We start from the raw sequence: 17,867 nt of genomic DNA, 5'->3' as shown, positions 1-17,867 counted from the left end.
ACATATGGAATGGAACGAAGAAATCGACGCCATCGGGCTCTTGTGCCCATTGCCCGTACTCAAGGCACGAAAGCGCCTGAAGTCAATGACTTCAGGGCAGGTCTTGCGTTTGATCGCGACCGATCCGGCGGCTGTGGTCGACGTGCCGCATTTCTGCTTTGAAAGCGGGAATGAACTGGTCAGCCAGTCAGACGAGGGCGAGACCCAGATCTACCTGATCCGCAAGGCCTAACGCAGGCCAAGCATCGCATAGGGGATGTATTTCACCGGCGTTCCGTGGGTGATCTCTGCGGCCTCATCGGGCAGTTCCACCAGCCCGTCCGCCCAAGACAGCCCGCTGATCCGGCCCGAGCCTTCGGATTTGAAGACCTCTGCCATGCCTTGGTCGTTCAGCCGCGCCCGCAGGTATTCGCGGCGGCCGGCCTTCTTGCGTTTCTCAAATGCCGCTGGGACAGTAAAGCCGACAGGTTCCGCCCATCCGCTGCCCGCCATCAAGGACAAAGCAGGGCGCGCAAACACCAGCGCACAGACCAGCGCCGCCACAGGGTTGCCGGGCAGGCCGAACACGGGCGTGCCGTCCCACATCGCCAGCGCCAGCGGGCGCCCCGGTTTCAAGGCAATGCGCCAGCTGGACAGGGTGCCCTTGGTCCGCAGCAGATGGGACACATGATCCTCGTCCCCCGCAGAGGCCCCGCCCGAGGTCAGGATCACGTCCACATCGGCCTTGTTCAGAGTGCGTACGATCAGCTTGGGGTCGTCCTTGCAGTGGCCCAGATCGATGGGCAAGTAGCCCCAGCCGTTCAGCAGGCTCAGCAGCATCGGGCGGTTCGCGTCGAAAATCTGGTAGGGCAGGGCGTCCATGTCGGGGCGGGCGATGATCTCGTCCCCCGTGGACAGCACGCCCACGCGCAGGGGCTGATATACCTGCACCTCGGCGATCCCGAGGGCCGACAGTAGCGCGATATCAGGCGCGCGCAGGATGTGGCCCGCGCGGATGGCGGTTTGGCCAGCCTCGACATCCTCGCCCGCCTTGCGGGTGTTGGCGCGGGGCTTAACCGGCCCGTCAAAGATCACCGAGGCCCCGTCGAGGGCGCAGTCTTCCTCCAACACCACAGTGTCGACCCCGTCCGGCAGGATCGCGCCGGTCAGGATGCGGACGGCCGCGCCTTGGGGGACGAAGCCTGCGAACGGTTGACCAGCAGCAGCGCGGCCCTGAACCAAGGGCAATTTCTGCGGGCCCTCGCCAGTGGCTGCATGGGCAAAGCCATAGCCATCCACAGCCGAATTGGGGCGCGGCGGGTTCGACCGGCGGGCCACCGCATCGGCGGCCAGAATGCGGCCTTGGGCTTGGTGGCTTTGGATGGTCTGGGTGGCTTTGATGGGGTGCAGGGCGTCTTTGAGTTTGGTTAACGCCGCGTCCACAGGCACCCAGTTCACCCCTTGGGGCATGGCAAAACAGTCGTTCCGCAAGCGCGGGGGAAGGGTCTGGGTAGGTACCGCAGCCCGCAGGGCGACTTCGTGGTTCAGGCCAAGGATATGGCCCTCTTGGCTGGGCTCCACATCGAACGGAGGGGGCAGCGATCCGCCCGCATTAATTGCCCACAAAGCTTGCGCCAACATTTCGACCTGCGCCTGATCGGGCACCATGCCGGGGTGGCGGGTCAGATGTGCGCGGACCTCGGCGCTGAAGATCGAGGGGTAGACTTCGGCCACCGTCACGCGGCTGATCGGGTCAAACGGCCAGACAGTTGCGCCATCTTCTCGCAGGCGGTGGATCATCGGCATTCCGGTCAGCGATTGCGCCCCGACCGAGCCCGCGCCCGCCAATTGCCAGCAGGATTTGGGGGTCAGACCGTTCGCACGGGCGACTTCTTCGCAGGCGCGCCATTCAGGCAGGGTGCTGGCAGGTTTGGTACGGGGCAGGTGCGGGATGTCGGCCTTGGTGCCGTTGCCCCAGAAGGGGCCTTCGCCCTCAAGCCTTTGGTTCAGATCGGCCGCAATCTCGCGGTAGTTCGAGGCGTTCTTGTCGGTATCGCTGTGGTGTGCCGCGAGGTGCTGCCACAGGCCAAACGCATCCATTCCCAGCCGGTCCAGAGCCGCTGCGGGCAAAGACAGCGAAAAATCCACGCCGATCAGCAGGCGGTCACCCTCAGCCATCAGCGCCATCAAACGCTGCTCGGCCTGCATCCGCGTGGGGATATTCTCGGACCGTACGCCAGAGGCATCTGCGACCGCCAGCCAGATACTGTCCTTGCCCGTTTTGGGCGTTCCGGCGGCGGACCAGTCCAGAATGGCGATGCGGTCGAACATGGGTTACAGCCCCGTTTCAGCGGCGATGAAATCGGCTATCGCGGCGGTGTCGTTCAAGTCGAACTGGGGTTTGTCGATGTCCAGCGGCGTGTCGGTCGCCAACGCGCGGATCGTGGTGCTGTCGGGGGCAAGGGGCGCACGGCCAGTTTCGGCGCGCACGCATTCTACCTTTGGGTGGGCGTCGCGTTTGAAGCCTTCGATCAGGATCAGGTCCACGGGGGACATGCGGGCCAAGAGTTCGTGCAGGGGCGGCTCGCCCTCGTCCCGCAGTTCGTGCATCAGGGCCCAGCGGTTGGGCGAGGCAAGCATGACCTCGGTTGCGCCAGCCTCTCGGTGGCGGAAGCTGTCGCGGCCGGGCTGGTCCACATCGGTGGTGTGGTGGGCGTGCTTGATGGTCGAGACGCGGTAGCCACGGGCGGTGAACTCGGCCACAAGACGCTCCATCAATCCGGTTTTTCCAGAGTTTTTCCAGCCGGTTACGCCGTAAACTTTCACATTGCCTCCAAGAGGCGCTCGGCCTCGGTGATGTCGTCGGGGGTGTTGACGTTGAAGAACGGGTCAACGGGATTGGTGTCGAAAACGGCAAGGCCAGCGTTGTGCTGATCGGTCCACATGACAATCTTGCGCAGACCGTTTTCTAGGGCGTCGCGCAGGTCATCCCGCAGGGCCACAGGCCAGAGGCCAAAGGTCGGCTGACGCCAGATTTTGTCCCCTTCGCGGGTGGCAGCAAGGGCGAGGCCACTGGGGACAGCGGCCTGCTGTAGACGCTCGACCAGATCGGCGGGGAAGAAGGGCGTGTCGGCGGCGGCGGTCACGATCGCGTCGTGGCCCTGCCCAGCGGCCCAATCGAGGCCTGCGAGAACCCCAGCCAAGGGGCCGGGATGGTCGGGCAGAGTGTCGGGCAACACCGGCAGGTCGTAGCCTGCGAACCGCGCAGGATCGCCGTTCGCGTTCAGGGCGATGGGGCCGGACTGGGGGCGCATACGATCGAGGACGTGGTCGAGCAGGGGCTTGCCGCCGATGGTGCGCAGGCCCTTATCGCCGCCGCCCATACGGGTCGCCTTGCCACCGGCCAGGATCACTGCGGGGGGCTTAATCATGGTCTGCCCCTTTGCGGCGGTGCTTCCGGTCTTCGTCACCCACTGCGGACAGGTCGGCATCGCGGATCAGGCGCTCTTCGCCCGACAGGCAGACAAAGCGTTGGCCGCGCATCCGCCCGATCACGGTCAGGCCCACTTGGCGGGCAATCTCGACCCCCCAAGCGGTGAAACCGGACCGCGAGGCCAACACCGGAATGCCCATCATCGCGGTCTTGATCACCATTTCAGAGGTCAGGCGGCCCGTGGTGTACAGGATCTTGTCGTCCGCAGAGACACCGTGGTGGAACATATAGCCCGAGATTTTGTCGACGGCATTATGCCGGCCCACATCCTCCATATAAACCAAGGGCTTGTCGCCGCAGCACAGGACCGTGCCATGGATCGCTCCAGCCTCTAGGTACAGCGATGGGGTGGTGTTGATCTCTTTGGCCAACGCATACAGCCAAGAGGTGCGGACGGGGGTCGCGGGCAAGGTCAGCCCCTCCAGCCCCTCCATCATGTCGCCAAACACCGTGCCCACGGCGCAACCCGAGGTGCGGGTCTTTTTCTTGACCTTCTCCTCATAGCTGGTCTGGCGGGTGGTGCGGACCACGACCGTTTCGATGTCTTCCTCGTAATCGATGCCGGTGACCTCATCGTCGTCCCGCAGCATCCCCTGATTGCGCAGGAACCCCAGCGCCAGATACTCGGGATAGTCCCCGATGGTCATGGCGGTCACGATTTCCTGGCTGTTCAGGTAGATGGTCAGGGGGCGTTCCTCGACCACCGAGACCTCGACCTCGGCGCCGGTATGGTCATGGCCCGTCACGCGGCGGGTAAGGCGCGGGTCTGTCGGGTTCGGCAGGATGGGATCGTGGTCCATAAGACGGTGTTCCGCAGCAAGTGGTTGCTTTTTCTGATTTCGGGGCATCATTTATGGCCGGTCAGGGTTTTGCAAGGGGGAGGCCTGCATGCTGGGATATGTTGTGGGGCAAGGGCGCGGGGACGCGGACCGGTGCTTGGTCAAAGTGTCCGAGATGCTGCGCGAGGCCGGTGTGAAAATGGCCGGCGCCGTCCAGTTTAATATTGAGACCGAGCCCGCCTACAAATGCCAGATGGACCTGCACATCCTGACCGGATCGGACGTGGTGCGGATCTCTCAGGACCTTGGGGCGCTGTCGCAGGGCTGCCGTCTGGACCCCGAAGGGCTGGAGCGTGCGGTGGGCCTTGTAGCCAGTGCGCTAGAGGCTGATCCGCAGGTGATGATCCTGAATAAATTCGGAAAACAAGAGCTGGACGGCCGCGGGTTCCGCCCCGTGATCGGCGAGGCTTTGACCCGAGGCATCCCCGTTCTGACCGCCGTGGCACCGGGTAACGTCGATGGCTTTCGCACCTTTGCCGACGATCTGGGCCAAGAGCTGCCCGCTGACCCAGAGGTTGTGCTCGAATGGGTGCAGTCCCAGCTGAACGGGTGATGTGGACATTTTGTCCCTGACTTTTTTCATGACCCTCAATTTGTCCGTTTTTCCGGTTTTCTCTGGGTGTTACGCCCTGTGGACCAACAATGCATGGTGTGACGGAAGATGAATTCGATCGGAGAAGGTTTGTGGCAGGCGGCGCGACTCGTCGCGACCCTGAACCCTGATCTGGTCGAGATTACGGCCCTTTCCTTGCGTGTGTCTTTGGGGGCAACCGTGGTGGCATCGTGCATCGGGCTGCCCTTGGGGGCCTGGCTGGCGGTGAACCGCTTTCCTGCCCGCCGGTTTGTGATTGCGATCCTGAACGCGCTGATGGGGCTGCCGCCGGTGGTGGTGGGGCTGATCGTCTATGTGCTGTTCTCGCGCTCTGGCCCTTTGGGCGTGTTGGGGCTGTTGTTTACGCCCACGGCCATGGTCATCGCGCAGGTCATCATCATCACGCCGATCATTGCTTCGGTCGCCCATCAGGCGATCCGCGATTTGTGGGCCGACTACCATGACCTACTGATTTCCCTGCAAGCCACCCGCCTGCAACGGATCAAGACCCTGCTCTGGGACGGGCGCCGCGCGTTGATGACGGCCTCTCTCGCCGGTTTCGGCCGCGCGATCGGAGAGGTCGGCGCGATCATGATCGTCGGCGGCAACATCGACCACGCCACTCGCGTCCTGACAACCGCCATCGCGCTGGAGACGGGTAAGGGAGAGTTCGACATGGCGTTGGCCTTGGGCTTTGTCCTGATCGGGTTGGCGATCCTTGTGAACCTCGGGCTGCATTTCATCAGCCGGACCGAACGGGGGGCGCGCTGGTGAGCGGTTGGGTCTCTCTGTCCGGCGTGACTGTGCGCCGCCGTGGCCGCACCATTCTGGGGCCGCTGGATGCCACTCTGAACGGGGGCGGGCTGACGATCCTGATGGGGCCGAACGGGGCGGGCAAGACGACCCTCTTGCGCGTCCTGCACGGGCTGGAGCGTGTGAACACCGGCGATGTCCATTGGACCGATCCAAAGGACGCGGACGGCCGCAGTCAGGGCTTTGTGTTCCAGACGCCGGTGCTGATGCGCCGCTCTGTGCTGGACTGTATCGCCTATCCCTTGCTGCTGGACGGGGTCAGCCGGACGCAGGCCCGCGAACAGGCCCGCGCTCATGCGGCCGAGGTCGGGTTGACCGTAAACCTCGACCAAGCGGTGACTTTCCTGTCCGGGGGCGAGAAGCAGAAAATGGCGCTGGCCCGTGCCCTGATGCGCCGCCCGCGCATTCTGTTTCTGGACGAGCCTTGCGCCAACCTCGATGGCCGCTCGGTCAAGGAAATTGAAGAAATCCTCCACCGGATCAAGGCCGGTGGCACCCGCATCCTGATGTCCACCCACGATATGGGGCAGGCGCGCAGGCTGGCGGATGATGTGCTTTTCCTCCACGCAGGCAAGCTGGTGGAGCAATCAAACGGGGACGACTTTTTCCGGTCGCCCCGCACGGCCGAGGCAAAGGCCTATCTCAAGGGAGAGATTTTACTATGAAGTTCAAGTCCATTGTTCTGGGCACTGTTGCGGCCCTGTTGACCACCACCGCGGCCATGGCCGAGGAAATGAAAATGGCGGTCACCACGTCGTTCGCGAACTCGGGTCTGGCGGATGTTCTGCTGCCCAAGGTCAAAGAGGACACCGGCATCGACGTGCAACTGCTGATCGTCGGCACGGGTCAGGCGCTGGCACTGGGCGCAGCCGGTGACGTTGACGCGGTTCTGGTGCATTCGAAAGCCGCCGAAGAGAAATGGCTGGCCGAGGGCAACGGCACCCACCGCACCGAAATCATGTACAACGACTTTATCTTCGTTGGCCCGCAGGCGGACCCCGCCAAAGCCCATGACGCCGAGAAAGCCACCGATGCGCTGAAAGCCATCGCCGACACGCAGGCCCCCTTTGTCAGCCGCGGCGACGACAGCGGCACCCACAAGATGGAGCTGAAGCTGTGGAAAGCCGCCGGTATCGAGCCCGCAGGTGACTGGTACAAAGCCGTTGGTCAGGGCATGGGCGCTGCGCTGAACACCGCCGCTGGCATGGACGCCTATATCATGGCGGACCGCGCAAGCTGGCTGAACTTTGCCAACAAGGGTGATCTGGGCATCGTCTTCGAAGGCGACCCGATCCTGTTCAACCAGTACGCCTATCTGCCCGTGAACCCCGAAAAGCACCCCCACGTGAAGTCGGAACTGGTGGACCAGCTCGAAGCATGGCTGCTGAGCGACACCGCCAAAGAACTGATCGAGGGCTACCAGATCGCGGGCCAGCAGCTGTTCGTCTATAACGCTGCGCGCTAATAGGTTGCGCTGAAACGATTTAGGGGCCCTGCGAGGGGCCCCTTTTTTATGCGCTCAGTGGTCGTGGCCGCAGCCCGGCCCATGCACATGGTCGTCGTCATCCAGCGAACCGTGGATGGCGAATTGCTCCAGCCCCGCATCGGACGGCTCCAGGAACCGGTACTGTTCGCGCACGCCCGCATCGGTCAATTCGCGCAGGACGGTCAGCACGGTGTTGGGATTGTGGTCAGCGCACAGCTCTGACATCTGGACCAGTTCCTCGGCGGCGACGGGCAGGGCGGCCTCTAGGTTCGGCGCGCCGTAGACCTGCACGAAATGCGCGGCCAGCGACTGGACCAGCGCGTCGTATTCGGCCTGCTCGATCCGCGTCACAGCCACGAATGTCACGCGGCCAAAGGTCTCCAGCCCCAGCCAGCCATTGGCAAAGGCTTGGCGCGCTTTGCCGACCAGATCGCCGTCGCCCCAGTTGGAGAACTCGAAGCCCCCCGAAATGCACCATTCCCCCGTCCGCGCAGGACAGTGGAAGACGTTGCGGTCGCTTTCGTCAAAATGGATCGCGCGGGCAAGGTACATGTCAGACCCTTTCGGCCAAGGTGGTCAGGGGGATCAGGCGGGTGACCTCGCCTATTTTCAGGATCATCCCGAAGTTTTCGTCAACGCCAAGGAACCGTCCGCCGATCCGCTCACCGGGCAGGGACACGGCGGTGTCCTCCCCCAGCTTCCAGACCAGCCCGCGCCATTCGCGATACAGCGTTTTCAGCCCGTTCGGGTGGTCCAACTCGTTCAGCCAGATCAGCGAATGCTTGGACCAACCTTCCAGGAGGTCGATGGGGTCCACTTCGCCCGCGCCCTCTTGGTCAAGCGCGGTCCAGTCGGGGGTTTCACCGGGCTCGATCTCGGCCTTGTCGGGCAGGCGCATGGTGAGTTCCAGCGAGACGATCAGCCAATCGGGCGTCTCGTCAGGGTTTTGCGTGCTGGAATAGAGGCGCATACCCCCCGCATGACCGCCATTCAGCCGAATGCCGCCCGCCCATTCCAGATGGACAGCGGTTTCCGGCGGGACCAGCACGCCAAGGGCGTTTTGCAGACCCACGCCGCAGGCGACCAGCGCGGAGGCGGCATGGGACAGGGGCGTTTCAGGGGCCAGCACCAGCGCGGCGCGCATCCGGTCATCGGTTAGGGACCAGACCAGAAGGCCCGCGTCGGTGCCCCGCTGCGCCTCGGCAGTGGCAATGGTCAGAGGGTTGGCCGGACCAGCGGCCATCCCCTTGATCAAAGGCGGAAACTGAGGCGCAACGCGGATCATGCGCGGCCGTCCGCGATCAGTTGCTTGGCGATCCCGCGGAAGACTTGCGCCTGCGGGCTGTCGGGCTGGCTGACCACGATGGGCGCGCCGCCGTCCGATGCTGTGCGGATATCCAGATGCAGGGGCACTTCGGCCAGCAGGGGTACGCCCATCTTCTCGGCCTCTTTCGCGACACCGCCGTGGCCAAAGATATGCTCTTCGTGGCCGCAGTTTGAACAGATGTGGGTGCTCATGTTCTCGATCAGGCCATAGATCGGGACGTTCAGTTTCTTGAACATGTCGATCCCTTTGCGGGCGTCCAGCAGGGCGATGTCTTGCGGGGTCGAGACCACGATCGCGCCGTTCAGGTTGGTCTTTTGTGCAAGGGTCATCTGCACGTCACCGGTGCCCGGCGGCAGGTCGACGATCAGCACGTCCAACGCGCCCCACTGCACCTGAAACAGCATCTGTTGCAGGGCACCCATCAACATGGGGCCGCGCCAGACGACCGCTTCGTCCTCTTGGATCATCAGACCCAGCGACATCATGGTGACGCCGTGGTTGCGCAGGGGCAGAATGGTCTTGTTATCGGGGGATGCCGGACGGCCAGTGACCCCCAGCATGCGCGGCTGGCTGGGGCCGTAAACGTCGGCGTCCAACAGGCCGACCTTGCGCCCTTCGGCGGCCAAGGCGGTGGCAAGGTTCGCCGACACCGTCGATTTGCCCACGCCGCCCTTGCCAGAGGCGACGGCGATGATGCGGGCGACACCCGGAATGGCCTCGGGGCCAGCGGGTTTAGGGCGGGCGGTGCCCTTCAGTTCCGGTGGCTTCGGTGCGGCAGAGTGCGCGGTCATCGCGACCGAGACCTTCTCGATCCCCATGCCCTTCAGCTTGGCTTCGGCCTCGGCGCGGGCGGTTTCCAGAACCGACGCTTTGGCCGGATCAATCTCCATCACAAAGCGGGCGCCATTTTCGTCCACGGTCAGGGCGCGGACCAGACCCGCCTCGACCAGATCTTTGCCGGATACGGGGTCTTTGACAGTTTTCAGAACGTTCAGAACGTCCTCGCGGGTGACGCTCATGCTTGTTTTCCTTTGATTTCGCCGGTGACGACGTGCTCGACACCCAGATCCTCGATGGTCAGGGTCATCTTCACGGCATGGGCCTTGGACGCATCCACACCCTCGGCGCGCAGGGCCTCTTCGATGGCCTGCTGCGAGGTCACACCGACCTGCTTGAGAAATTTGCGGATCGACATGTTCAGATCGTCATCCATTGGCGTCTCCTGTTTGTTTCAAATTCCGTTGACCCAAGGGCGCGGCAGTCCATACTTGGTCCATGGAACGGACCACTGGAATACTGGCTGGCCTGATGCTGGCGGCGCTGATGGTGCGCCCCGCCACGGCCCAAGAGCTGCGGACCTTTGGTTTGCAAGCCGATCCGGCGCTGCATTCCTCGGGTTTGCTTGACTATATCCTGCCGCGCTTTGCCCTCAAGACCGGAAGGCGCGTTGACCCCGACTTGGCCCCCGATGTGGCCTTGGAGGCGGGTCTGGGGGCGCCGGTTTTCCAGTACGGTGACGCGATTTACGGCATCGACGTGCTGACCGGCAGCGATCCGGCGGCGAAGTTTGTGGATTGGCTGACGTCCGAGGTGGGGATCAACACCGTTCTGACCTATGCCGAACAGAGCGGGGAGCCGTTCGCGGCTGTCACTGTACAGGCCGAAACCAACGCGGTCGCCTTCGAGGGCAATGTCGAAAAGGGCCGCGCGGTCGCGGGCAGCCACTGCACCCGTTGCCATAAAATCGCGCCCGAGGATCGCAGTTCCATCGGCTCGACCCCGTCCTTTATGGCTTTGAAGGCGATCCCCGATTGGGTGGACCGGTTCGCGCAGTTCTACCTGCTCAATCCGCACCCATCCTTTATCCAGATAGAGGATATGACCGCCCCGTTCGATCCGCGCAGGCCGCCGTCGCTCGTTCCGGTAGAGATCACCGTGGACGAGTTTAACGACCTGCTGGCCTATGTGCAGACGGTTCAGCCTGCGGACCTTGGGGCAGAGGTGCAGCATCAGTGATCGCGGCGCTTCAGGTAGTCGTCGGTGGTGCGGACCATCGGACGATCAGCTGATGCGAACGGGTTCGATTGGTTGTGATACTGGGCCTGAATGCGGCAGGTGTCGCACATCTGGATCAGGCGGCCTGCGCCGTTCCCTTCGAACATGGAATGCTTGCCCGCCAGCTTCTCCATGATCTTCTCGACCGTGGATTTCACGCCAAAGGGTTTGCCGCATTCGATGCAGCAGAAGGGTTCTTCTTCGTTCAGGGTGACCAGCTTCATCGCCTCGTCCGAGGGGTTGAAGCGCGGCTCTAGGGTGATCGCCTTCTCGGGGCAGATGGTGGTGCAGATGCCGCATTGCAGGCAGGCATCTTCTTGGAAGCGCAACTCGGGCTTGTCGGGGTTGTCGACCAGCGCGCCCGAGGGGCAAAGAGACACACAGGACAGGCACAGGGTGCAGGCGTCTTTGTTCACCATAGTCGCGCCATAGGGCGCACCGGCGGGCAGGGCCACGGGTTGATCATCGGGCAGCAGGGCCTTGGCGGCGACACGGGCCACTTGGCGGCGGTCACCCATCATCAACTTGGGCGCGACGATGATCGGCGTGATTTCAGTACCATAGAGCGCGTCGCTCAGAGAGTCGGGCGTATCCACGTCAATCAGAGACAGGCGCGCATCGCCGCCCATGGCGTTCGCTAGGGCGATCTCGCGGTTGATGGGGTCACGCTCGGTGCGGGGGCTCGGCAGGATCTGGACGCTAGCGAACCCACTGACCAAGGCGGCCAGCATTTCGGCGTGTCCGAACTCGGCCAGAGCAGAGATCGACAGGGGGATTACATCCGCAGGCAGGCCGCGGCCAAAGCGGGCGGACAGGCTGATCATCTCGGCCCCATGATCATCGTGGACCAAGAGGCGGGGCGCTTTGCCGCCCGCCTTGGCATAGGTTTCGGCCAAGGTGCGGATACGGGTCAGGATGTAGCTGACGGGCGGGGCATCGTACTTGATCGCGCCAGAGGGGCACAGTGACGCGCACGCGCCGCAACCCGCGCAGACCATGGGATCCACGTCCACATGCTCGCCCGCGGGAAAGATCGCGCCGGTCGGGCAGATGTCCAGACAGCGGGTGCAGCCGGTTTGTTCCGCGCGCGAATGAGCGCAGAGGTGTGGTTCCAGCGACAGATACAGCGTCTTTTCAAAGGTACCGACCATCTCGCGGGCCTGAGCGATCACGTCTGCCACCGCAGGCTGGCTGCCCGGATCGGCGCGCAGATAGCCGTCGCGCTTGTGGGGTGCGGGGAACAAGGAAGTCGCTCCGCTGAGGTCAACGATCACATCGCAGCGGGTTTCAGCCCCGTCGCGGGGGGCGGTCAGGGTGAACTCGCCGCGGCCCGCGGGATTCAGCATCTGGAACCCGTCGATCCGCAATTTGAAATCGCCAAAGGTGCCCGTCGCTTTGGTCAACTTGCCGCGCACCACCTCATAGGCGCGGGTCAGGGGCAGGTCCGCGTCATCGGTCAGCAGCACCGTCACGGCCAAAGCATCAGCCAGCTTTTCGGCGGCGGGCAGGGCGACCGCGCCTGCGCCGATGATCAGGCACATCCCTTCGGAAACCACGTCCACTGTCTTGGCGGCGGGGGCGGGGATCAGGCTTTCGGCGACCAACGCGGCCATTTTGGCACTGGCGTTTTTATCATCGTTCCAGCCCGCGCGGTCGCGAATATCGACAAAAATCGGGGGCTCTGCTGACAATTCGGTTGCCAGTTCGTCAAACCTTTGGGCCTCTTGCTGGCAGGCGATGATGGCATTTCCGGCCGAAATGGCCTTGGCGGCGGCCTCGGCCTCGCGGGTGCAAAGGGCGGTGTGGATGCGCGAACAGGTCAGACCGGTGGCCCGCCCGATCACATCCGCATCTATGGTTTGCGAGCCTGAACAATCACACAAAATCAGTTGCTTAGTCATCACCCTCTCCCCTTGCTGGCGGGTCTGGCCGGTCGGTGCAGGGGGCAGCTAGGCACGTTTCCCCCGTCTCCGTAAAGCCGGAAATGTGGTGATTCGAGCCGATTTCCACACGAAAATGTCCGACTAAAAAACAAGGGATTTGAAATCTGGACAATTCGTCTAGGCCAAATTTTTGGCCGAATGGACAAAGTGGACATTTTGTCCCGAGCGCTAGATGCTTTTCCGAAAGTGTAGCCGTTGTTGCGATTTGCGTTGGACAGTTCGAAGCCGCCTTGGGCATCAAAGGAGGCAAGAGTGTGCAACAGTACACCGAACAGGGGGGAACATATCCAAGATGGCATTGATCACTGACACCATGCCTGTCGGCCTGATCATCCGGAAGCAGCCCGGCGTGACGCGTTGGGTGAAATGGATATGGCGTCCTGTGGCCTTGATCCCCGGCGCAGGTCCGGCCGAGTGGCGCGAGCTGCGCCGCGACGGCGATGTGGTGGATTACCACGCGGCCACGATGAACCTGATGGTGTTCTCGTCCGACACAGACTCCTATCGCGTGACGCTGAACGCGCGGGTCCCCAGCATCTATGTGGTGATGAAGGACGCCGAGAGCCCCGTGAATGATTGCCCTTGGACGCCCAAGCTGATCACCGCCAATGCCTATGAGGGGCAGGGCTATAACGAAAGCGGCGAGGGGCTGGTGGAACTGGTCCCGATGCCCGTGCCTATGATCGCGTGGCTGCGCGACTTCGTCGAGACCCACCACGTCGAGGAAGAGTTCATCAAGCGCCGCCGCGACAAGAAGCGTGTCGATCTGGTCGAGGATGGCAAGGGCGATATCCGCATCCGTCAGACTTCGGATGTGTTCCGTGCGCCCCGCAACTCTTCGGGGAGGCTGAACTGATGGGCGCTGACTTCTGGAGCCGTCGCCGCGCCGCCGTTCGCGCCGAAGCTGAGGCAGAGGTTGCCGAGGCCGCCCGCATCGCCGAAGTGCAGGCCGAAACCCTGCGCGCCAAGACCGAGGCGGAAAAGACCGACGAAGAGCTTCTGGTCGAACTGGGTCTGCCCGATCCGGACAGCCTGCAGGCTGGCGACGATTTCACTGCCTTTATGTCCCGCGCGGTGCCTGCGCGCCTGCGCAACCGCGCGCTGCGCAAGCTGTGGGTGTCGAACCCCGTGCTGGCGAACCTGGACGGTCTGGTGGACCACGCCGAGGATTACACCGACGTGGCGACCGTCATGCCCGATATGAAGACCGCCTATCAGGTGGGGAAGGGCATGTTGGCCCACGTTCAGGAACTGGCCCGTCAGGCCGAGGCCCTTGCCAACCCCCAGCTCGCGCCAGAGCCCGTGGCCGAAGAGCCCGCGCCCCAAGAGGCCCCCGAAATGATCGCCGACGCCCCCGAGGCCGAGGCGCCCGCAACACCCGCATTCACCGACACCCCGCAGGATGACGGCGCGCAGCCCATGCCGCGCCGCCACATGCGGTTTGTTTTCGCCGACAGCCACTGAGGACGCTCATGACGCAGGCCGCCGTTAAAACCCCCGAGATCGCCCCCGAAGACCGCCTTCGGGCCGAGCTCTATGACTTTCTGGCCGCATTGCTGGCCAACCCGCCGTCGGATGGCTTGCTGCGCCAGTGCGCCAAGCTGACCGGCGATGACACCGATCTGGGGCAGGGCGTCCAGACGCTGGCGACCCTTGCCAGCAAGTCCACCGCCAAATCGGTCGAGCGCGAGTTCAACACCCTGTTCATCGGCATCGGCCGCGGCGAGCTGCTGCCCTATGCCAGCTATTACATGACCGGCTTTCTGAACGAAAAGCCGCTGGCACAGCTGCGCCGCGACATGGCCGAGCAGCAGATCCGCCGCGCGCCCAACGTCTATGAACCCGAAGACAACATCGCCAGCCTGATGGAGATGATGGCCGGCCTGATCGAGGGACGCTTTGGCGCGCCCGCCAGCATCGGCCAGCAGCAGACCTTCTTTAACCGTCATATCGCGCCTTGGGCCGGTCCCTTCTTTGCGGATCTGGAGCGGGCTCAAAACTCGGTCTTCTACACGCCGGTTGGCACTGTGGGACGGGTTTTCATGCAGATCGAAAGCGAAGCCTTCCGGCTGGCCGGAAACTGAGCACACCACCACCGCTTCGGGCCACACCGGCCCGCGGCACCCAGTCTGGCCCCACGGGGCCGCGAAACAGGAGGACACCCACGATGTCAGAAACGCGCAAGGACAAGACGTCCAGCCGCCGCGATTTCCTGAAACTGGCAGCGACCACTGCGCCTGCTGCCGTGGCCGCCGTGGCAACGGGCGCGACCAGTGCCGAAGCCGCCACCGAGGCCAAGCCCGCTTCGGGTCTTCAGGATACCGCGCAGACCCGCGCCTACTACCAGACCGCCCGCTTCTAAGCGCCGGTCCGGATCACGGATCAAAATACCTAGCACGCGCACGGGGCCAGTGGCCCCTGCCAGCAAGGGGAGGTAAAAATGTTAAGAAAGAAGACGAACGGAGTCGCCCGCACCACCCAGCGCGCCTCGCTCCTGTCTGCAGTCGCAGAGAAAACCGTCGACCGCCGCGCATTCCTGCGTGGGTCCGGTCTGGCGATCGGCGGTCTGACCGCCCTCGGGGTGACCGGTGGCACTGTGACCAAGGCCGACGCGCAAGAAAGCGTGGCGCGCGCCGTGGACGCCGTGAAAACCGTCTGCACCCACTGTTCGGTCGGTTGTACCGTTGTGGCAGAGGTCGATAACGGCGTCTGGATCGGGCAGGAGCCCGGCTATGACAGCCCGTTCAACCTCGGCGCTCACTGCGCCAAAGGGGCCTCGGTCCGCGAGCACGCGCATGGTGAACGCCGCCTTAAGTACCCCATGAAAAAGGTCGCAGGCGAGTGGGTCCGCATCAGCTGGGAAGACGCCATCAACGAGATCGGCGACAAGATGCTGTCGATCCGCGATGAAAGCGGCCCCGACAGCGTGTACTGGCTGGGTTCGGCCAAGCACAACAACGAGCAGGCCTATATGTTCCGCAAGTTCGCCGCCTACTGGGGCACGAACAACGTGGACCATCAGGCACGTATCTGCCACTCGACCACCGTTGCGGGCGTTGCGAACACATGGGGCTACGGCGCCATGACCAACAGCTACAACGACATCCATAACTCCAAGGCGATCTTTATCATCGGCGGCAACCCGGCCGAGGCGCACCCCGTCTCGCTGTTGCACGTCCTGAAGGCCAAAGAGGAAAACAACGCGCCCCTGATCGTCTGCGATCCGCGCTTCACCCGTACCGCGGCCCACGCGGACGAGTATGTGCGCTTCCGTCCCGGCACCGACGTGGCGCTGGTCTGGGGTCTGCTCTGGCACATCTTCGAGAACGGTTGGGAGGACAAAGAGTTCATCCGCACCCGCGTCTGGGGCATGGACCAGATCAAGGAAGAAGTCTCCAAGTGGAACCCTGCCGAGGTCGAGCGCGTCACCGGCGTGCCCGAAGCGCAGATGGAACGCGTGGCGCGCACCCTGGTCAACAGCCGTCCCGGCACCGTGATCTGGTGTATGGGCGGGACCCAGCACACCAACGGTAACAACAACACCCGCGCTTACTGCATCCTGCAGCTGGCTCTGGGCAACATGGGCGTATCGGGCGGCGGCACCAACATCTTCCGCGGCCACGACAACGTGCAGGGCGCAACTGACCTTGGCGTTCTGTCCCACGACCTGCCGGGCTACTATGGCCTGACCGATGGCGCTTGGGGCCACTGGTGCCGCGTCTGGGGCGAAGATGTCGCTTGGCTGAAGGACCGTTTTGCCACCGGCAAAGACGCCGACGGCAAGGACATCAGCCTGATGAACACCAACGGTATTCCGGTGTCGCGCTGGATCGACGGTGTTCTGGAAGACAAGGAAAACATCGACCAGCCCGACAACGTGCGTGCGATGGTTCTGTGGGGCCACGCGCCCAACTCGCAGACCCGTATGACCGAGATGAAAACGGCGATGGAAAAGCTCGACATGCTGGTCGTGATCGATCCGTTCCCCACCGTTTCGGCCGTGCTGCATGACCGCACCGATGGCGTGTACCTGCTGCCCGCGACCACCCAGTTCGAGACCCGTGGCTCTGTCACCGCCTCGAACCGCTCGATCCAGTGGCGCGATCAGGTTGTGGCACCGCTGTTTGAATCGAAGCCCGACCACGTCATCATCGCGAAGTTCGCGAACAAGTTCGGCTTTGCCGACCGTCTGTTCCGTAACATCGAGATGGAAGACGCGGAAACGCCGAACATCGAATCCATTACCCGCGAGTTCAACCGCGGTATGTGGACCGTCGGCTACACCGGTCAGTCGCCCGAGCGCATCAAATCGCACATGGCCAACCAGCACACCTTTGACAAGACCACGCTCCGTGCGAACGGCGGGCCTTGTGACGGGGATTACTATGGTCTGCCGTGGCCCTGCTGGGGCACCCCCGAGATGAAGCACCCGGGTTCGCCCAACCTCTATGACATCTCCAAGCATGTGAAGGACGGCGGTCTGCCGTTCCGCGCCCGCTACGGTGTCGAGCGCAATGGCGAGAACCTCTTGGCCGAGGGCACCTACACCGTAGGGTCCGAAATTCAGGATGGTTATCCCGAGTTCACCATGCAGATGCTCATGGATCTGGGCTGGGATGGCGATCTGACCGCAGAAGAGCGTGACACCATCATGGGGATCGCCGCCGAGAAGACCAACTGGAAGACCGACCTGTCGGGCGGCATCCAGCGCGTCGCGATCGCTCATGGCTGTGCGCCCTATGGCAACGCCAAGGCCCGCTGCGTGGTCTGGACCTTCCCTGATCCGGTCCCGCTGCACCGCGAGCCCCTGTACACCAGCCGCCGCGATCTGGTCGAAGACTACCCGACCTACGAAGACCGCAAGCTGTACCGTCTGCCGACCATGTACGCCTCGATCCAGAAGAACGACTTCAGCCAGGATTACCCGATTATCCTGACCTCGGGTCGTCTGGTCGAATACGAAGGCGGCGGCGACGAGACCCGCTCGAACCCTTGGCTGGCAGAACTCCAGCAGGAAATGTTCGTCGAGATGAACCCGCGCGATGCCAACAACCTTGGTGTGCGGGACGGCGGCATGGTCTGGGTCGAAGGCCCCGAGGGCGGCAAGGTCAAGGTCAAGGCCTTGGTCACCGAACGTGTCGGAGCAGGGGTGGCGTTCATGCCGTTCCACTTTGGCGGCCACTATCAGGGTCAGGACCTGCGGTCCAAATATCCTGCCGGTTCGGACCCGTATGTGCTGGGTGAATCCACCAACACCGCACAGACCTACGGCTATGACTCGGTGACCTTGATGCAGGAAACCAAAGCAACGCTCTGCAAGATCAGCGCAGCCTAAGGAGA

The 17,867-nt window shown here is 63.4% G+C and carries 20 protein-coding genes; 11 read left to right on the top strand and 9 right to left on the bottom strand.

Annotation, left to right across the window (positions count from 1 at the left end; translation table 11 throughout):
- The first annotated feature begins 4 nt into the window (after window positions 1–4).
- Complete coding sequence (locus HJ536_RS11265) at window positions 5–232, top strand: sulfurtransferase TusA family protein (RefSeq protein ID WP_177157766.1); 228 nt, start codon at window positions 5–7, stop codon at window positions 230–232.
- Here the strand turns inward: HJ536_RS11265 and HJ536_RS11260 are convergent.
- From HJ536_RS11260 to HJ536_RS11245, 4 genes are read right to left on the bottom strand one after another with little or no spacing between them, the layout of a single operon-like run.
- The gene (locus HJ536_RS11260; protein WP_177157765.1) at window positions 229–2,310 is read right to left on the bottom strand and encodes a molybdopterin-binding protein; all 2,082 of its coding nucleotides are present in this window, start codon (window positions 2,308–2,310) and stop codon (window positions 229–231) included. The two genes, HJ536_RS11265 and HJ536_RS11260, sit on opposite strands and share 4 nt — an antisense overlap.
- A 3-nt stretch (window positions 2,311–2,313) precedes the next feature.
- Window positions 2,314–2,805 (bottom strand): molybdopterin-guanine dinucleotide biosynthesis protein B, encoded by a 492-nt coding sequence (gene mobB, locus HJ536_RS11255; protein ID WP_177157764.1) that lies wholly within the window; start codon window positions 2,803–2,805, stop codon window positions 2,314–2,316.
- A complete protein-coding gene (gene mobA, locus HJ536_RS11250; RefSeq protein WP_177157763.1) occupies window positions 2,802–3,410 on the bottom strand; it encodes a molybdenum cofactor guanylyltransferase MobA in 609 nt (202 codons plus the stop codon). Before mobA ends, mobB begins: the two co-directional genes overlap by 4 nt.
- Window positions 3,403–4,272, bottom strand: a complete 870-nt coding sequence (locus tag HJ536_RS11245; RefSeq protein ID WP_177157762.1) for a formate dehydrogenase accessory sulfurtransferase FdhD — start codon at window positions 4,270–4,272, stop codon at window positions 3,403–3,405. Before HJ536_RS11245 ends, mobA begins: the two co-directional genes overlap by 8 nt.
- A gap of 88 nt (window positions 4,273–4,360) precedes the next feature.
- Here HJ536_RS11245 and HJ536_RS11240 point away from each other — a divergent pair, with 88 nt between their 5' ends.
- The 4 genes from HJ536_RS11240 to HJ536_RS11225 all read left to right on the top strand — a co-directional run bounded on the left by HJ536_RS11240 (window position 4,361) and on the right by HJ536_RS11225 (window position 7,181).
- Complete coding sequence (locus HJ536_RS11240) at window positions 4,361–4,864, top strand: DUF2478 domain-containing protein (RefSeq protein WP_177157761.1); 504 nt, start codon at window positions 4,361–4,363, stop codon at window positions 4,862–4,864.
- Window positions 4,865–4,972: 108 nt separating this feature from the next.
- Complete coding sequence (locus HJ536_RS11235) at window positions 4,973–5,677, top strand: ABC transporter permease (RefSeq protein ID WP_177157760.1); 705 nt, start codon at window positions 4,973–4,975, stop codon at window positions 5,675–5,677.
- Window positions 5,674–6,381: an ATP-binding cassette domain-containing protein gene (locus HJ536_RS11230; protein ID WP_338082432.1), complete on the top strand. Its 708-nt coding sequence runs from the start codon at window positions 5,674–5,676 to the stop codon at window positions 6,379–6,381. Before HJ536_RS11235 ends, HJ536_RS11230 begins: the two co-directional genes overlap by 4 nt.
- Window positions 6,378–7,181, top strand: a complete 804-nt coding sequence (locus HJ536_RS11225; RefSeq protein WP_176853866.1) for an ABC transporter substrate-binding protein — start codon at window positions 6,378–6,380, stop codon at window positions 7,179–7,181. Before HJ536_RS11230 ends, HJ536_RS11225 begins: the two co-directional genes overlap by 4 nt.
- A 54-nt stretch (window positions 7,182–7,235) precedes the next feature.
- Here HJ536_RS11225 and HJ536_RS11220 read toward each other — a convergent pair whose 3' ends face one another.
- Genes HJ536_RS11220 through HJ536_RS11205 form a run of 4 tightly spaced genes read right to left on the bottom strand, consistent with a single transcriptional unit; the run spans window position 7,236 to window position 9,742 of the window.
- Window positions 7,236–7,754: a DUF6505 family protein gene (locus tag HJ536_RS11220; protein ID WP_177157759.1), complete on the bottom strand. Its 519-nt coding sequence runs from the start codon at window positions 7,752–7,754 to the stop codon at window positions 7,236–7,238.
- Window position 7,755: 1 nt separating this feature from the next.
- The gene (locus HJ536_RS11215; protein WP_177157758.1) at window positions 7,756–8,487 is read right to left on the bottom strand and encodes a biotin/lipoate--protein ligase family protein; all 732 of its coding nucleotides are present in this window, start codon (window positions 8,485–8,487) and stop codon (window positions 7,756–7,758) included.
- Entirely contained in the window at window positions 8,484–9,548 is a 1,065-nt protein-coding gene (gene apbC, locus HJ536_RS11210; RefSeq protein WP_177157757.1) for an iron-sulfur cluster carrier protein ApbC, read from the bottom strand. The genes HJ536_RS11215 and apbC overlap by 4 nt, the downstream gene beginning before the upstream one ends.
- Window positions 9,545–9,742, bottom strand: a complete 198-nt coding sequence (locus HJ536_RS11205) for a DUF6494 family protein (protein ID WP_176853862.1) — start codon at window positions 9,740–9,742, stop codon at window positions 9,545–9,547. The genes apbC and HJ536_RS11205 overlap by 4 nt, the downstream gene beginning before the upstream one ends.
- 62 nt (window positions 9,743–9,804) lie before the next feature.
- Here HJ536_RS11205 and HJ536_RS11200 point away from each other — a divergent pair, with 62 nt between their 5' ends.
- On the top strand, window positions 9,805–10,545 hold the full coding sequence (locus HJ536_RS11200) for a c-type cytochrome (protein ID WP_177157756.1): 741 nt from the start codon (window positions 9,805–9,807) through the stop codon (window positions 10,543–10,545).
- On the opposite strand, the gene HJ536_RS11195 is transcribed toward HJ536_RS11200, so the two are convergent.
- The gene (locus HJ536_RS11195) at window positions 10,539–12,485 is read right to left on the bottom strand and encodes a 4Fe-4S binding protein (protein ID WP_177157755.1); all 1,947 of its coding nucleotides are present in this window, start codon (window positions 12,483–12,485) and stop codon (window positions 10,539–10,541) included. The genes HJ536_RS11200 and HJ536_RS11195 overlap by 7 nt on opposite strands.
- A 334-nt stretch (window positions 12,486–12,819) precedes the next feature.
- Here HJ536_RS11195 and HJ536_RS11190 point away from each other — a divergent pair, with 334 nt between their 5' ends.
- The 5 genes from HJ536_RS11190 (at window position 12,820) to HJ536_RS11170 (ending at window position 17,862) form a co-directional block, all read left to right on the top strand.
- Complete coding sequence (locus HJ536_RS11190; protein WP_228028699.1) at window positions 12,820–13,383, top strand: DUF3305 domain-containing protein; 564 nt, start codon at window positions 12,820–12,822, stop codon at window positions 13,381–13,383.
- Window positions 13,383–13,991: a DUF3306 domain-containing protein gene (locus tag HJ536_RS11185; RefSeq protein ID WP_177157754.1), complete on the top strand. Its 609-nt coding sequence runs from the start codon at window positions 13,383–13,385 to the stop codon at window positions 13,989–13,991. The genes HJ536_RS11190 and HJ536_RS11185 overlap by 1 nt, the downstream gene beginning before the upstream one ends.
- A gap of 8 nt (window positions 13,992–13,999) precedes the next feature.
- Window positions 14,000–14,611 carry a TorD/DmsD family molecular chaperone gene (locus HJ536_RS11180; RefSeq protein WP_177157753.1) on the top strand — a complete coding sequence of 204 codons (612 nt, stop codon included), beginning with the start codon at window positions 14,000–14,002 and terminating at the stop codon, window positions 14,609–14,611.
- Between the two features lie 83 nt (window positions 14,612–14,694).
- Complete coding sequence (locus HJ536_RS11175) at window positions 14,695–14,889, top strand: twin-arginine translocation pathway signal protein (RefSeq protein WP_176853858.1); 195 nt, start codon at window positions 14,695–14,697, stop codon at window positions 14,887–14,889.
- A gap of 78 nt (window positions 14,890–14,967) precedes the next feature.
- On the top strand, window positions 14,968–17,862 hold the full coding sequence (locus HJ536_RS11170; protein WP_177157752.1) for a formate dehydrogenase subunit alpha: 2,895 nt from the start codon (window positions 14,968–14,970) through the stop codon (window positions 17,860–17,862).
- Window positions 17,863–17,867 lie beyond the last annotated feature (5 nt).

Source organism: Donghicola mangrovi (assembly GCF_013377535.1).
Taxonomy (GTDB): Bacteria; Pseudomonadota; Alphaproteobacteria; order Rhodobacterales; family Rhodobacteraceae; genus Donghicola; species Donghicola mangrovi.
This window is presented reverse-complemented; position numbering and strand designations above follow the sequence as displayed.

Coding starts and splice junctions, on each gene's coding strand:
- HJ536_RS11195 (WP_177157755.1), bottom strand. CDS start 12,485: ATGACTAAGCAACTGATTTTGTGTGATTGTTCAGGCTCGCAAACCATA.
- HJ536_RS11170 (WP_177157752.1), top strand. CDS start 14,968: ATGTTAAGAAAGAAGACGAACGGAGTCGCCCGCACCACCCAGCGCGCC.
- HJ536_RS11205 (WP_176853862.1), bottom strand. CDS start 9,742: ATGGATGACGATCTGAACATGTCGATCCGCAAATTTCTCAAGCAGGTC.
- HJ536_RS11245 (WP_177157762.1), bottom strand. CDS start 4,272: ATGGACCACGATCCCATCCTGCCGAACCCGACAGACCCGCGCCTTACC.
- HJ536_RS11235 (WP_177157760.1), top strand. CDS start 4,973: ATGAATTCGATCGGAGAAGGTTTGTGGCAGGCGGCGCGACTCGTCGCG.
- HJ536_RS11220 (WP_177157759.1), bottom strand. CDS start 7,754: ATGTACCTTGCCCGCGCGATCCATTTTGACGAAAGCGACCGCAACGTC.
- HJ536_RS11185 (WP_177157754.1), top strand. CDS start 13,383: ATGGGCGCTGACTTCTGGAGCCGTCGCCGCGCCGCCGTTCGCGCCGAA.
- HJ536_RS11200 (WP_177157756.1), top strand. CDS start 9,805: ATGGAACGGACCACTGGAATACTGGCTGGCCTGATGCTGGCGGCGCTG.
- HJ536_RS11225 (WP_176853866.1), top strand. CDS start 6,378: ATGAAGTTCAAGTCCATTGTTCTGGGCACTGTTGCGGCCCTGTTGACC.
- HJ536_RS11190 (WP_228028699.1), top strand. CDS start 12,820: ATGGCATTGATCACTGACACCATGCCTGTCGGCCTGATCATCCGGAAG.
- HJ536_RS11215 (WP_177157758.1), bottom strand. CDS start 8,487: ATGATCCGCGTTGCGCCTCAGTTTCCGCCTTTGATCAAGGGGATGGCC.
- apbC (WP_177157757.1), bottom strand. CDS start 9,548: ATGAGCGTCACCCGCGAGGACGTTCTGAACGTTCTGAAAACTGTCAAA.
- mobA (WP_177157763.1), bottom strand. CDS start 3,410: ATGATTAAGCCCCCCGCAGTGATCCTGGCCGGTGGCAAGGCGACCCGT.
- HJ536_RS11240 (WP_177157761.1), top strand. CDS start 4,361: ATGCTGGGATATGTTGTGGGGCAAGGGCGCGGGGACGCGGACCGGTGC.
- HJ536_RS11265 (WP_177157766.1), top strand. CDS start 5: ATGGAATGGAACGAAGAAATCGACGCCATCGGGCTCTTGTGCCCATTG.
- HJ536_RS11260 (WP_177157765.1), bottom strand. CDS start 2,310: ATGTTCGACCGCATCGCCATTCTGGACTGGTCCGCCGCCGGAACGCCC.
- HJ536_RS11180 (WP_177157753.1), top strand. CDS start 14,000: ATGACGCAGGCCGCCGTTAAAACCCCCGAGATCGCCCCCGAAGACCGC.
- HJ536_RS11175 (WP_176853858.1), top strand. CDS start 14,695: ATGTCAGAAACGCGCAAGGACAAGACGTCCAGCCGCCGCGATTTCCTG.